The 15,091-nt window shown below is 61.7% G+C and carries 11 protein-coding genes; 2 read left to right on the top strand and 9 right to left on the bottom strand.

Annotated features, from left to right (window positions below):
* Window positions 1-61 precede the first annotated feature (61 nt).
* Window positions 62-1,408 (top strand): hypothetical protein, encoded by a 1,347-nt coding sequence (locus ACUYMZ_RS13785; protein WP_426003300.1) that lies wholly within the window; start codon window positions 62-64, stop codon window positions 1,406-1,408.
* 49 nt (window positions 1,409-1,457) lie between these two features.
* Here the strand turns inward: ACUYMZ_RS13785 and ACUYMZ_RS13790 are convergent, their stop codons facing one another.
* Window positions 1,458-1,880: a hypothetical protein gene (locus ACUYMZ_RS13790; protein WP_481603879.1), complete on the bottom strand. Its 423-nt coding sequence runs from the start codon at window positions 1,878-1,880 to the stop codon at window positions 1,458-1,460.
* A gap of 194 nt (window positions 1,881-2,074) precedes the next feature.
* Window positions 2,075-2,869 carry a hypothetical protein gene (locus ACUYMZ_RS13795; RefSeq protein ID WP_481603881.1) on the bottom strand — a complete coding sequence of 265 codons (795 nt, stop codon included), beginning with the start codon at window positions 2,867-2,869 and terminating at the stop codon, window positions 2,075-2,077.
* Between the two features lie 318 nt (window positions 2,870-3,187).
* Between ACUYMZ_RS13795 and ACUYMZ_RS13800 the strand changes: the two genes are divergently transcribed.
* Window positions 3,188-6,517, top strand: a complete 3,330-nt coding sequence (locus ACUYMZ_RS13800; protein WP_481603883.1) for a chitobiase/beta-hexosaminidase C-terminal domain-containing protein — start codon at window positions 3,188-3,190, stop codon at window positions 6,515-6,517.
* A 76-nt stretch (window positions 6,518-6,593) separates the two neighbouring features.
* On the opposite strand, the gene ACUYMZ_RS13805 is transcribed toward ACUYMZ_RS13800, so the two are convergent.
* From ACUYMZ_RS13805 to glf, 7 genes are all read right to left on the bottom strand, one after another.
* The gene (locus ACUYMZ_RS13805; protein ID WP_426003305.1) at window positions 6,594-7,550 is read right to left on the bottom strand and encodes a glycosyltransferase family 2 protein; all 957 of its coding nucleotides are present in this window, start codon (window positions 7,548-7,550) and stop codon (window positions 6,594-6,596) included.
* Between the two features lie 3 nt (window positions 7,551-7,553).
* Window positions 7,554-8,039, bottom strand: coding sequence for a GtrA family protein (locus tag ACUYMZ_RS13810; protein ID WP_426003306.1), 486 nt, complete (start codon window positions 8,037-8,039; stop codon window positions 7,554-7,556).
* A gap of 2 nt (window positions 8,040-8,041) precedes the next feature.
* On the bottom strand, window positions 8,042-10,150 hold the full coding sequence (locus ACUYMZ_RS13815; protein ID WP_481603885.1) for a DUF6541 family protein: 2,109 nt from the start codon (window positions 10,148-10,150) through the stop codon (window positions 8,042-8,044).
* Between the two features lie 70 nt (window positions 10,151-10,220).
* Window positions 10,221-10,952: an ABC transporter ATP-binding protein gene (locus ACUYMZ_RS13820; RefSeq protein WP_426003309.1), complete on the bottom strand. Its 732-nt coding sequence runs from the start codon at window positions 10,950-10,952 to the stop codon at window positions 10,221-10,223.
* Window positions 10,953-11,810, bottom strand: coding sequence for an ABC transporter permease (locus ACUYMZ_RS13825; protein WP_426003311.1), 858 nt, complete (start codon window positions 11,808-11,810; stop codon window positions 10,953-10,955).
* Window positions 11,811-11,812: 2 nt separating this feature from the next.
* Window positions 11,813-13,825 (bottom strand): glycosyltransferase, encoded by a 2,013-nt coding sequence (locus ACUYMZ_RS13830; RefSeq protein ID WP_481603888.1) that lies wholly within the window; start codon window positions 13,823-13,825, stop codon window positions 11,813-11,815.
* The gene (gene glf / locus ACUYMZ_RS13835) at window positions 13,822-15,006 is read right to left on the bottom strand and encodes a UDP-galactopyranose mutase (protein ID WP_426003313.1); all 1,185 of its coding nucleotides are present in this window, start codon (window positions 15,004-15,006) and stop codon (window positions 13,822-13,824) included. Before glf ends, ACUYMZ_RS13830 begins: the two co-directional genes overlap by 4 nt.
* Window positions 15,007-15,091: the final 85 nt, after the last annotated feature.

Here is a 15,091-nt window from a genome sequence, read left to right on the forward strand (position 1 = left end):
AACGGACTTTGTTTGGGGGCAAGCAAGATCACCCATTGCGCGCAATCAAGGAGTGATCTTTATGGCGTTTAGAGTTGGAACTGCTATCACCGACATAACGCCGTCGCTGAGCACCAATCCGTACATGGCCGGATATGGATCAACCGACGGCGGACGGGAGGCCACCAGCAGTTCTCCGTTCGAGCCCCTGTATGCTCGGGCCATTCTTATCTGGGAGGACGCCCACCCCCATATCATCATCAGCCTGGATGTCCTTGCCCTGCCACGGGCCATGCACCAACGGGTACGTGACAGGATCATCGGGCTGGCCAACTGGTCCAGCAGCGACATCCTGATCCAGGCGACGCACACGCACAACGGTCCTGCCCTGATCGATACCCTGCATCCCTACATGGCCTATGGCGTGTCGGACCTTGGTCTCATCCGCTCCTACAGCGCTGATCTTGAGGACACCATCGTCGATCTTGCCCAGGCCGCACTGGACGCAGACGAAACGCCGGTGACCTTCGATTACAAGGTGTCGTCCCAGAACTTCAGCGCCAACCGGGTCGGCCTGCCCTATACGGAGACCGCAGTTCCGATCCTGGTGGCGCGCCGGGGAAACGGCACCCCTGCGGCAGTGATCTTCAGCTACGGTTGCCATCCGATCAGTGCGGGCCTGCGGACCCTCTTCGACGGCGATTTCGCCTCCGGTGCCTGCAATTACATCGAGAACCGCAATCCGAACTGCTTTGCCATGTTCATCCAGGGCCCCGCAGGCGACCAGGACCCGGGCGGTGTACGCAGCTGGACGCTGCGGGACCAGCACGGCGACGCCCTGGGTGCAACTGTCCACAACAATATGCAATCCGCAGGCCGTGCCTTGAGTGGCCCCATGGTGACCAGGTACCAGGAAGTCCAGCTCCCCTTGGACATCACTCCTACCGCCGGCAACCTGGCAGCTGTCCGGGCGGCCTACGTGGCGCGGCTGGGCAACCCCAACGGCCAGCCCCAGTGGTACCAAAGGCATGCGCAGGTGATGATCGGCCGCATAGACAGCAACAGCTACGAAACCTCCGTGCCGTCACCGTTCCAGGTGTGGAAATTCAACGGCAGTCCGCAGCTGAAGATCGCCATGATCGGCGGTGAACTCGTCAGCGGATACGCTGCATATTTCCGCAGCAGAAACGGTGGAAACAACGGCATAATCGTCGGCGGATATGCCAATGAATCATGCTGTTACATTCCCAGCAATGAATTCTTCCCCCCTTATATGCCGCTGGGAAGCTACGAGGGTGGTTGGGAACCTGATTTCCCGGGAATTGCCGGTGGATCCATGACGGTGTATGGCCATCTGGCACATTTCAAAGGTGGCACCAATGGGGTGGAAACCACCCTCATCAATGCCATGAATTCACTGCTGGCCTGAATCGAAATTCACAAGGCGCGGATCCCGCCAAGGGATCCGCGCCTTTTCTTTAAGCGGCAGCGGTTTTCAACCATCTGGTCAGCAGGGCTGCCTGGGGAGCCAGCGGTGCCAGCGTCAAGGCACCCTTCACCACGGGAACACCGTAGGCGGACAAGGCCGCGGCCAGGTTCCGCGGATCTGTGCGCGTACTGGCCCTGATGATGCGAAGGCACAGCTCCGATGCCTGCCCCGGGGCAGCACCCGCGGCGATGGCGGTGTTGACCGCCGCGGTTTCCTCCGCGGTCAGGACATGCGGGCTGCTGCCAACGTAGGCTACCTGACAATCCGTGATGTGCATGTAGCGGGTAGAGGCCCACACTTCATCCAGACTCGAGAACTTGCCGATCAGGGTGCCGTCCTGGGCCGTACAGGTGAACTGGTACCGGATTAACGGCTCCGGGCGTTCCTCGGGAACTTTGTCGGTCGCGTCCACTGGCGCGGCCTCGAGCCCGGAGGGTTGGGAAGAATTTACGTTGGTTCCTGAGCAACCGGCCAGAGCAATAGTTGCCACACCGAGCTGAAGAACACTGCGCCTGCGCATGTCCACCGAGGGATCCCCACTTCATTCGGATGCTCCCCAGCTCCGCATGCATTGGTTATTCGCCCCAAGCCGTTTCCGGCTGCGTCTTAGTACATCTTCCACCAAATTCCGCATTTGTCACTAGTGAATTTCTGGCCTTCGTCAACCGGGACGCCCGCAAGGGCTTCCTGCATGCCACCCCGCCCCACGGTTCCACCCCCTGGATCAGCCACCGTCCAGGAGCACTCCCCCGGCGCGGGGCCCTGCTTGACTACCTGGTACGAACCGGGCTGCAGGGACTCCCCGGCGACCACGGAACCGTCACCTGTGCGCGTGCCGTCGGCCCAGCCATTGATGATCCCTGCCTGCGGAGCATCGGGGCACATGGCCGCCGCCGCCAACAACGTCTCCCGTCCGGCTTCGGCGAATCCGCCTGGACCGGTTTCATCGCTGATCCTCGTGCAAAGGCGCAGGACCTCCTCGATCACGGATTGGGGATCGTCCGTTCCACCTGGCGCGGCAGCATCGATCGCTTGGGCCTCGCGGTTGCTCGGGTCGAAACTTCCGTCCCCTTCGAAGGACACCTCGCAGGACTCGAACCGCGTGTAGTTTGGCGCTGCCCACACTTCGGCCAGGCTCGACAACCGAACCTCCGGGGCAGCGTCAAGGCTCGTGCAGGCGTAGATGAAGCGCCCGGGATCATCCTCTGCCGGCTGCGGAACCTCTCCTGCCGTACCGTCCCGGCTTGGTGGAACGGACGACGGCGGACGGCTGGGTTCTGCTGTTGTGGCGGGACTGGTTGCCTGGGAGCCGGTGGAGCCAGAGCCGGGGGGCGTCGTGGGTACGGTGCAGGCGGCCAGCAGCAGCGCCAGGGGGACGGCCAAGGGAAAAAGTCTGCGCATGATGACCTCCACGTCCATCGTGCGATCGGCCGGTTGCCGGGTCAAGGGATACCCCGCCAACGACCGTCAGCGAGGCGGGAAATTTCTGCGCCCTAGTGACAAATGTGAAAATTGGTGGAAGATGTACGTAGACGCAGCCGGAAACGGCGTGGGGCGAATAACCAATGCATGCGGAGCTGGGGAGCATCCGAATGAAGTGGGGATTCCTCGGTGGACACGCGCAATCGCAGTGTTCTTCAGCATGGTTTGGCATGTGTTGCCCTCGCCGGTCGCTTTAGAACCAAGGGAAAATTCCGGTCGTCAATCCAAGGCCGCACGGTGGGCAGGCCAAGGCACCAAGCCACGGCCTTCCTCGCCGCTGCCAGCATGGCATTGGCCGCGCTGGTCGGTGTACTGACGCCTGCTTCCGCCGTAGCTGACCAGGCCCGCCAGACGGTGGCGACTGGTCTGACGAAGGCTGCGGGAACGCTGGTTGACCCGAACGGCCGGCTGTGGGTTTCAGACGCCCGCGCCGGTTTCTGCCGGGTCACCGAGGCCTCCGGAACCACACCCGGCGGCCTCGAAGCCGCTACCTGCCTGGGCGGAACGCTCCCCGGGCACAAGAACGGCCCGGCTTTGGCCGGAGCCCCGGCAATCATCGACCCAACTCCCGCAAACCACGGCAGCGGCGACGAATTCGCGTTCATCCCGGATGCCGCCGTCGGAAGTTCCGACGTTGTCCGCGCTTACTGGAACCCGGGCGGAGGAGTCTTCGTCTACGACGGCGAACTGACCATCTTCGACGGCGACCTCCGTCCCAACGCTGTCAGCGATGGACCGGACGGCAACATCTATCTTTCGTTCGCCAACGCGCGCTCCATTGTCAAGATCGTCCACCCCACCGCACTGCACCCCAGCATCGAATCCATCGCCAGTGTCAATTCCAGTTCCCTGGGCCTGGCAGCAACACATCGGAACAGCGCCGGGAACGTGGTGGTTTACGTCGCCGAAACATCGGGGCTGACGGTCTTCACAGCACCAGACGATGGTGTGCTCACCAACTACGTCCCTTCGCCCCTGTACAACGTGGGGAAGCCCACCGCCATCTACTATGACTGGCACTCTCCGCTGGTGCTTTACACGGGAACAGGCGGCGGCACAACCACTGCAGATGCCGGCAAGGACACCATTTCCCGTATCGATCTGAGCACGGACACTGTTGATAACCAGTGGGCTCTTGGGTTCAGCAAGATCGGCGGGCTCTCCATGCGCGACGGCAAGCTGCTGGTCCTGGAAGATCCGGGCCAGTTGGATCCGGCCAAGCCGGCGCAACAGGGCAGGCTGCTCACCCTGGGCGGCGTGGTTCCTTCGATTGTCAGCGGCCCGACGGCGGCCAACGGAGCGCAGGCTCCCGACCCCGCTTTCACCAATGACCCAACGCCGACGTTTACGGTGGCCTCGACCCCTCCTGGCGGAGCCCTTGAATGCAGCCTCCAGCTGAGCACGGCCACACCTGTATGGCAGGTTTGCTCCGGTGGATCCTTCACTCCGGCCAACTCCCTGGCCAACGGGGCCTACACCTTCTCGGTCAGGGCCGCACCTTCCGGACTGCCCGTCTCACGGTCATTCACTGTGGACCTGACGGTACCTGCGGCACCGGTGATCACCTCACCGGCTTCCGGTGCGACTGTCAGCGGGTCGCCGGTACTGGGCGTGACCTCCGAACCTGACACCACGCTTTCCTGCTCCGTCGACTCCACGACAACCTTCACGGCATGCAGCAATGGCCACGTCTTCAACCTCGGTACCTCCGGGCAGCACATCCTCCGGGTCAGGGCTTCGGACAAGGCCGGCAACATCAGTGCCGTGGCGTCGGTGACAGTCACCGCTGACCTGACCCCACCCCAGGTGGCCATCAGCTCACCGGCAGAAGGCGCTACAGTGGGCATCTCGCCGTCGTTCGCTTTCGCATCGACCTCAACCGATGTCGCAGGCTTCAGGTGCAGGACCGGGTCGAACGCCTTCACGGCCTGCACCTCGCCCAAGTCCTACACCAACCTGCCCAGCGGCCCCGTAACCTTCACGGTGGAGGCCACTGACAACGCCGGCAACACCGCCACCGCCAGCAGGACCGTGACGGTCTTCGCCCCCGACACCGCGGCTCCCGTAGTATCGGTCGATCCCGCAGGCGGTACCTATGGCCCCAACAGGACGGTGACGCTATCGGTCAATGAGGCAGCCACCATCTACTACACAACGGACGGCAGCACTCCCACCGCGAGCAGCACGGTGTATTCCGGCCCGATCCCCATGGCGTCCATGACCCTGAAATACTTCGCCCGGGACACGGCAGGCAACGCATCAACAGGAGGTAGCCAGACGTACATCGTGGACGCCACGCCACCCGTGCTGACGGTTTCCCCTGCAGCCGGCGCTTATCCGTCCGGTCAGTTGGTCACCTTGTCATCCAGTGAACCCGGTGCCGTTTTCTACACGGTCGACGGAACCACGCCCGCGACCTCTGCCACCGGATCCACCAAGGCATACACGGCACCGTTCGCCCTCACTGCAAACACCACGGTGAAAGCGGTCGCAGTCGATGCCTACGGAAACGCCTCGGCCGCGGCCACCAGGGCATACACCGTCCTGGACACCACTGCTCCTGTGGTTTCCGTATCGCCTGCCGGCGGCAGCTACCCTGCCAACCAGCAGATCACCCTCTCCGTCAACGAAACCGGTGCGAGCATCTACTTCACCACCAACGGCACCAACCCGACGGCCACTGCGGCCAACAAGTACGCTGCTCCCATCACGCTCACCACGGCGATGACGCTGAAATACTTCGCTGTGGACACGGCCAACAACAGTTCCGCAATCGTCACCCAGACCTACACCGTCACGGCACCGCCGGTTAATCCCTGGAAGGACTACACGGGCGATGCGAAGAACGACGTCGTGGCACGCGACAATGGCGGCACGCTGTGGTTGTACCCGGGCAACGGCACCGGCGGTTGGCTGACGCAACGGTCAATCGGAACAGGCTGGAACTCGCTCAACGCCATCGTGCCTACCAAGGACTTCAACGGAGACGGCCGCAGCGATATCCTGGCCCGCGACACCAACGGCGTCCTGTGGCTCTACCCGGGCAATGGTGCAGGTGGCCTGGGAACGCGCACTCAGGCAGGAACCGCATGGTCCGGGATGACCCTGATACTGGCACCGGGTGACTTCAACGGTGACGGAAAAGCAGATGTCCTCGCCAGGAACTCCACCGGAGCCTTGATCCTGTACGTTGGCAACGGAACCGGCGGATTCGCCTCAAGTGCCCAGGTCGGTACGGGATGGAACACCATGACAGCCATCCTCAGCACTGGCGACTTCAACGGGGATACCCGGACTGACGTACTGGCCCGGGATACCAACGGAATCCTCTGGCTGTACCCGGGCAATGGAACCGGTGGTTGGCTTGCCCGCGTCCAGGTAGGCAGCGGCTGGAGCGGAATGACTGCCATCGTCGGGCCGGGCGACTTCAACGGGGACGGCAAAAATGACGTCCTGGCCCGTGACTCGGGAGGCAACCTGTTCCTCTACCCGGGCAACGGCACCTCCGGATGGCTCTCACGCAGCCAGGTCGGTTGGGGCTGGGGTGGCTTTACGTCCCTCCCCTAGGGAGAGCCTGCATTAAAGGCGCAGGGCCCGGACGCGTCGCGTCCGGGCCCTGCGCCTTGGTGAAGAACGAAGAACGCTAGGCGCGTTCTTTCATGGGGTGCATTGTGGGTCTGTCCGGGCTTGCCTGTATGTCCAATTGCAGCGAAACCAGCAGCATCTGGACACCCAGGACAAAGGGCACAACGGCCAGCATCACCGAGCCTGCCGTCGGGGACCCCACACTTGCGGCGAGGACCCAGGCACCCACACCGAGGCCCATGACGATCAGGGCCAGTCCGGCAATCAGTAGCAGAGCCACCGCGGAGAACGACCACACCATGTACTTCCACCACACGCGGCGCCAGAAGCCTCCAAAGAGCATCGCCAAAAGTTCAGGGATGACCTTACGCAGCTTGATGCTGGACACCTCGTTGCCATAGACCGCCGGAATCGGCACGTCCACAATCGGCACATCCAGGATGTTCAGGTGGATCAGGAGGTCATTCTCGAAGCTGTAACGTGCAGCGACCTTGTTCAGCGGAAGTCGACGCAGGACCTCCGTGCGGATGGCCGTGTAGCCGTTCTGCGGATCGAAGATGTGCCAGTAGCCGGACGCCAGCTTGGTCATAAAGGACAATACGATGTTGCCGAAAATACGGTAGCCGGGCATGCCTGCAAAGGACTCGCCGGAGAAGAACCGGTTTGCCTTCGCAAAGCCATACCCTTCGACCACGGGGTCCAGCAGTTGCGGCAGGTACTCCGGATCCATCTGGGCGTCACCGGCCATGACCACGTTGATGTCGGAGCCGAGTTCCATGGCTGCCTTGTGCGCGGTCAGGACCGCACCGCCCACGCCCTGGTTCACCTCATGGCGGATGAGGGTGACCCTGCCGTCGTCGGCGCGGCGCGCAGCGCCCGACGTGTCGTCGGGGCTGCAGTCATCGACAATCACGATGTGGTCCACAAAGTCGGGCATCGTCTTGATAACCGTCGCGATGTGGTTTTCTTCCTTGTACGCCGGCACTACCGCGGCTATTCGCACGCCTCGATACATCGATTATCCTTCGCTGCTGTTAGGGGTGAGTTTTTGGGCAGGCGCGCCGGTGTCCGGCCCGCCTTCTGGAATGGGGCTGGTGTTCTCCGGGTGCTTTTTCTGCGGGAAGATCCAGTGCTTGTAGATGAAGTAGTTCCATCCCATGGTCACGATCGTCGACACCACTTTACCGACGACATATCCGGCGCCGATGAATTCAAAGAACTCAACAATGCCCATCACGGCTACCGTGTTGAAGGCGAGCAGACCGGAGTACCTCAGCACGCCGCCAAGAGCCGTTCCTCCCCCGCCAAAGGCAAAATGGCGCTGGAGGAAGTAGTTGAAGAAAAAGCTGCCCCAGAATCCGGCTCCTGCTGCCAGCCACAAGGGCCAGCCAAAGACCTGGAAACACAGAGCCAGGAGGCCGAGGTCCACCAGGAAGCTCAGTCCGCCGACAACCAGGAAACGGAACAGGCTGGAAGCCAGTACCTTGGCGATGAGTGCCTTCATGGTCAGCAGATCCTTCCAAGCGGGGCGATGCCATCGGGGTTCTTGTTCTCAAGGATTCCGGAAACGCCGTCGAGCTGCACGCGGTCCTTCGCTGCGGCGTCGAACTCCGCTTTTCCACCCGGGAGCTGCGACCAGTCGAGCCGGTACAGGGCAGCGTTGCCCTCGCGCACCACGAGCTCCAGGAACGGGATGGAGTCCGGCTGGGTCAGGCCAGGCTTCGGCTCATCCCAGGCCCGGATCCGGCCATCTGCCACGTAGACCCACTCGATGCCGAGTTCTGCTGCGGCGGCCCGGGCCTCGGAATCGGTGGCGAGCTCCGGCAACTTCTGCAGGACCAGCAACTGGCGGTTGGTCGGAAGAATTTCAAAGTGCCGGATCATGGGCATTCTGTCGCCCAAGGCGTACATCCATACTGATCCGTCGCAGGAGTCGTTGAGCACAGTTGCATCCTGCGGCACGTACTGGTCGATCTTGCTGAGCAGGCCTACCTCTGACGCACTCAGTGTGGCACCATCCACCTTGGTGTTGATGTTGATCCTCTGGGCATTCTGCTTGAAGTACGGGATGGCTGCCACACCACAGGCCAACAGTACGACGGCGGACGCAGCCGCCGTGATGATGTGGTTGGGTCGGCGCTTCGTTCGGGTGCCGGTTTCAGCAGCCGGGGAACGACGAAGCTTCCTGACCAGCCACTCAACGGCCTCCCCGGCTTGGGCGACGCCCAGTCCTGCCAGCGGGACAAGAAGCATCACCAGGATGCCGAAAATCCGCCACTGGTCATCGTAGAAGGGGGCCGTCAGAGTCATGAAACGGGGATTGTCGGTACCCATGGTGTAGACGGAAAGGAAGGCAAAGGCCAACACAGGACCGAAGTACCACCACATGCGGATCCGCAGAACCACTGCGAGGCATCCCAGGGCCACCAGTGCGGTAAGGATGGGCATGGCCATGGAACCGTGATTGAGGAAAATGATGTTCTGGATTGCACCGTTCCGGTCGGTATCCGCAGCCCAGACCTGCTTTGAGACACGTGCCGATTCCTTGAGCATCTGCGCAATGATCGGCAGTCCCAGGATTGCGGCAAGGACACCTGACACAGCGAGGTAGACAGTGATGCCCAGTACCCTGCCCTTGCGGCGGATCAGCGCGGAGAGGAACCAGAAGACCAGGATGGGAAGGACAACGAAAGCAAGCGAGGGGTGGACCGCAATGACGCCGACGGCACCAAAAGCGATCCCGATGATCCAGAACTTCTGCCGCTCCAGCGCACCTTTCACCGCCAGGAATGCGAACGGGCCCACCAGCAGCATCCCTGCAAAGAACGGAATCAACGGTCCGCGCCACAGGAGGTCGTAGGGATACACCGTGAACCAGCCGGAAACGGCCGCCGCTGCAGCAACGGCGATGGGACGGCGGGTCACCAGCATCGTCAGGGCCATGGTGCTGAGCGGCAACTGGATGGCCATCATCACCAGGACAAAAACGTTCAAAAACACCGGAATGCTGACATTGCTCAGCGGCCAGAAAAGGGAAAGAACCGCATGGAACGCAATTGGATAGCTCCGGATCGGAGCCTCCGGAATGGTGGTGTCGTAGTAGGCAAAGTTGCCCGCAATGGAAGGATCCCATTCATGGTTCACGGAGATCAGCCGGATCATGTTGGCGTGCCACGGGATGTCCCAGTCCTGGTTGATGCCCAGGAGGCCTTCAGTGCCGACTATCCACGAGACCGCTGCGACTGCTCCACCGGCGACCAGGCCGGCCAGCAGGATCCACCAGGAACCTGCAAACCGGTGCTTGCCAAAAATGCTTGGCGTTTCGCGGACTCCGTGGCCGAACTTGTCGGGAAACCGGCGCCGCAGCACCAGACGGACCGCGAAGAGGAGGCCTGCCAAAACCAGCAGGACCGCCGTTACCGGAAGCAGATCCCAGCTCATGCCCAGGGAGTTTCCAGTGACGCCGATGACCGTCAGGACCCCCATGCCGAGCAAGGGTGCCACAACAGGCAGGAGAGTCCTGCGTACCCCAAGCGCCTCGCCGAGGAGCCAACCGGGTCCCCACCACAACACTACGATCAGGAGTACACACAACAGCAGTGGGCCGATACCCATTCCTACGATCGCCTTTCTTAGATGCTCTTGCCGGCCATCCTCAGATAGACGACGTGGGCATTGATGCCTGCTAGTTGCGTTCCCGCAACCAGGCCACAGCTTGGTCTGCGGGCCCTTCGAACTGGACAGTCCCCGAGGACAGCACAACTCCCCTGTCGCAAATGCGCGAAATCATGTCGAGATCGTGGCTGACAACAACCAACGTCCGCCCCTCGTCGGAAAGCTGCTTGATCTTGGCCAGACATTTGCGCTGGAAAGGTTCGTCGCCCACAGCAAGGATCTCATCGACCAGGAAGATATCCGGCTGGGTATGAACGGCCACGGCAAATGCCAGGCGCAGGAACATGCCGGAAGAATAGAACTTCACTTCAGTATCGATGAACTGTTCAATCTCCGAGAAGGCGACGATTTCGTCGAATTTCTCATTGATCTCGTCTTCCGTCATGCCCAGGATGGCGGCGTTCAGGAAGACGTTCTCGCGGCCGGAGAGGTCCGGGTGGAAGCCTGCACCTACCTCAATAAGGCCGGCAACCCTTCCCTTGGTGCGGACCGTTCCCTTGTCGGGAAGAATCACCCCGGAAATAAGCTTCAACAGCGTGGACTTACCCGAACCGTTGAATCCGAGCAAGGCCACCGTTTCACCCGGCTGGATTTCGAAGCTCACATCATGGAGGGCGTCGAACTTCCTGGAAAGGTCGCCTTTGCGTCCCTTGGCCAGCCACACCAGCGTCTCCTTGAGGGAGTGCGAGTGCCGAAGGTTGAAGGTCTTCTTGAGGTTCTTGACGATAATTGCGGCGCCCATTCAGACCTCCTGCGCGAAGTGGCCTTCGAGCCGGCGGAACACCAGCTGGCCGATGATGAGGAACAGGACAGCCATGCCCAGGCCGGCGAAACCGGTCATCAGCAAGTGCGGCGGCAGTTCAACGGGCCGGTCCACCGTGGGATACCAAAAGGCCCAGTGGAAAAGCTCCACAGCCACTGTGACCGGGTTCAACTGGTAGATGGTCAACGCCCAGTCCGGGGCGAGACGACGGATCATGGTCCAGTCGTAAAGCACCGGCGATGTCCACGTGACCACCATCATCAGCATGTCCACGATGTTTTCGGCGTCCCGGAAGAAGACGTTGATCGCGCCTGCCAGCAAGCCCAGGCCTGTGGCAGTTATGGCTACTATCACGAAGCCAAGGGCCGCTCCCAGCAACTGCATGGCATCAGGACGCCATCCGTTCAGGAGGGCCGCAGCCAGCAGCACCACCAGTTGGGGCAGGAAATGGACCGCCGCCACCCACACCGAAGCGACCGGGAAAAGCTCGCGCGGCAGGTAGATCTTCTTGACCAGGGCGGCATTCCACACGATCGAGCGCGTGGCATTGGAAAAGGCTTCCGTGAAGAAGTTGACCACGATGACGCCGGAGAACATGTACAACGCATAGTTGGGGATCTGGTCGCCCACCCGCAGGACAATGCCGAGGGCAAGGAACAGCACGATGTACTGGACCAGCGGCTTTACATATGACCATGCCAGGCCCAGGACCGATCCCCGGTAACGGACCCTGAGCTCCTTGCGGACGATCAGCTTGAGCAGGTACCGACGCCGGAAGACGTCCAGCAGTCCGGCGCCAACCCCGGGTACTGCGTATGTATCAGTGGAATTAGACATCGCTAGTCTGTGGGCTCCGAAGCGTCAAACGTCTCCCGCCAGGAATCCATGGAGGTGATCTCGGGAAGGGCAGCGCGGTACTGGGCACGCAGAGTTTCCCAGTTGGAGAAGAGCTGAGCATGCAACTGGGCGGTCTCGGCGAGCAGGCGGCGGGCCAGCTTGGGATCACGCTGGTACCACGAAGCGCCCGTGCCATCGGCGTTGGAGACCACCGCACTGTCCAAGTGCGCAAGGCTCCACCACTTGCCATCCTGGTGTGCCACATGGGCTTCCGGGTTGGTCCTGGCAGCATCGCGGACCGGTGCCAGTGTTTGCTTGAGTACAGTTTTGACAGCCCAGGGAAGCAGGCCCAGTGCGCCCGGCTGCTTGTAGGTCTGCGGCTTCTTCGGCGGACGCTTCCGGAAAACCTCCGGGAATGCCCCGGGATCGGTCTTCACTTGCGAATCGACAAAATCATCGCGCATGGCGCGGAGCTTCGGCATGGTGCTCGGAAGCTGCTCGTGAAGCTTGCCCGGCCCTTCCAGCACGTCCCGCAGCGCCATGATGCGGGCCTGCTCAGGGTAATACTGCATGGAAACAAGGTGCTTGATGTCGGTGTTCAGGCTTTCACGGAAGATGCGGCCGCCCTTGGGGAACGGCGAATGAAGCAAGGTGGCGATCAACCGGTTCCGCTCGTGGTAGTACGCCTGCCAGTCCACGGAGTCGTCCTTGTCCGCCCAGGAGACGTGCCATACGGCCGCACCGGGAAGCGTCACAGTCGGGAATCCGTTTGCACGTCCACGAAGCGAGTACTCCGCGTCATCCCACTTGATGAAAACGGGGAGGGACAAACCAATCGTCTCGACCACCGTCTTGGGAATCAGGCACATCCACCAGCCGTTGTAGTCGGCATCCCAGCGGCGGTGGAGCAACGGGGTGGACCGCAGGCCCTCCGCGGAGAAATCGTGGTTACCCAGGCCTTCAACGGGGCCCCACAGGAAGCGGTAGAAGTTCACTACCTCGGCGTAGGCGTGCAGGACTGACTTGTTGTACATGTCGAACATGTGACCGCCCACGATGGTGGGTTTGCGGCAGAGGTCCGCGAATGCCACCGCACGCCGGACGCCTTCCGTTTCCAGTTCGATGTCATCGTCCAGCAGCATGACGTAGTCGCTCTTGTCCGAGACGACCATTTCATACATGTTCCGGGCGAAACCGCCAGAGCCGCCAAGGTTGCCTTGGTTGATGATGCGGAGCTGGTCCCCCATGGAGGCGGCTACGGCGTCGAATCCGTCCTCGTCTGCCACCTTCTTGTTGCCCTGGTCCACGATGATCAGTTCGGCGAGGATCCCGCGCAGGCCGGCATCGGCGTCGATCGATTTGATCGTCTCCAAGCAGTAGTCAGCGCGGTTGAACGTGGTGACGCCAAGCGTCACTTTGCCCTGCGGACGGCCCTCATCCGGTACGGCCCAATGCGCACTGCGCAGCGTCATGCCCTCGCCGCCTGCGATGAGGTCGAACCAGTACCAGCCGCCGTCGCCGAATGGCGCGAGCGTCAGTTCGAAATCATTGGAAGCGTTGCCTTCGACGAGGATGGAGTCGACGCGCTGGGCAGCACCGCGTGCGTTCGACCTGTACACGATGACCGTGCCTTCACCTTCGGTCTCGATGTGGAGAACGGTCTTGGTGGCGATGGTCCACTTGCGCCAGTAGCTGGCCGGGAACGCGTTGAAATAGGAACCGAAGGAAAGACGCTCGCCGCGCCGGACCTGGACGGACCCGCGGTCCAGGATGTCCTCGGGATGCAGCTTCCGGGCCATTCCCACGGCCTGGACCACTGCGCCGCCGGTGTCGTCCTGCTTGCGGACCTTGTTGGTGTCCGGATCGACATACAGGGGAAGGGTGTCGAGGTCCCGGTTGGCCGGGAAGACAACCCGCTGGACAATCCTCAGGCCATCCTTGGTGGAGGCCGGAGCTTCAGCAGCAGTGGTGGCCGTCATGGCAGTCTCCTGGCTTTCGTTCTTCGTGGCGGTCATGCGTCGACTCCGCCGCTTTCAAGCTTGGCGCCGCCGGTAAAGTGCGGCTTGATCTTGTTGTCGAACATGGACAGGGCGGATCCAATGGCCATGTGCATGTCAAGGTACTTGTAGGTGCCAAGGCGGCCGCCGAACAGTACCGACTTTTCCCCCCGCGCAAGATCACGGTAGGCCAGCAGCTTGGTGCGGTCTTCGGCGGTGTTCACGGGGTAGTAAGGCTCATCGCCCTTCTCCGCGAAACGCGAGAACTCACGCATGATGACGGTCGCGTCCTTGGTGTAGTCGCGCTCGGGGTGGAAGTGCCGGAACTCGTGGATGCGGGTATATGCCGCTTCAGCGTCGGGATAGTTCATGACAGCGCAGCCTTGGAAGTCCTCGATGGGAAGGACTTCTTCTTCAAGATCGATGGTGCGCCATGACAGGTCGCCCTCGGCATAGTCGAAGTACCGGTCCACCGGGCCCGTGTAGATGACGGGGACCTGGCCAAGGACCGAGGACCGGCCAAATTCGCCGTCCTCGAAAAAGTCAGTGTTGAGGATGACCTCGATGTTCGGGTGATCCGCCATGCGTTCGATCCACGCGGTATAGCCGTCAACCGGAAGGCCTTCGTACGTGTCGTTGAAGTAGCGGTTGTCGTAGTTGTACCGGACAGGGAGGCGGGAAATGATCTCCGCCGGCAGATCCTTGGGATCAGTCTGCCACTGCTTGCCGGTGTAGTGCTTGATGAATGCTTCGTAGAGCGGGCGGCCAATCAGCTGGATGCCCTTGTCATTCAGGTTCTGCGGATCCGTGCCCGCCAGCTCGCCCGCCTGCTCCGCGATCAGTGCGCGGGCTTCGGACGGACTCATGGCCGAACGGAAGAACTGGTTGATGGTGCCCAGGTTGATGGGCATCGGGTACACCTCGCCCTTGTGGCTGGTGTAGACCTTGTGCTGGTAGTTGGTGAACTTGGTGAAGTTGTTCACGTAATCCCAGACACGCTCATTGGAGGTGTGGAAGAGGTGTGCCCCGTAACGGTGCACCTCGATTCCGGTCTTCTCCTCATTCTCGCTGTAGGCGTTTCCTCCAATATGGTGGCGGCGATCCAGAACCGCAACCTTCAGCCCCAACTCGGTAGCGGCGCGTTCTGCAATGGTCAGGCCAAAGAAACCCGAGCCGACGACGACGAGATCAGCGTTCACAAACTCTCCTGTGTATTGGCGTGCGGGCACAGAAGTGCCCACGTCTACTGGTCAAGGCTACCCGACGTGCCGCGGGTTCCCCGAT

The organism is Arthrobacter sp. T572 (genome assembly GCF_056780115.1).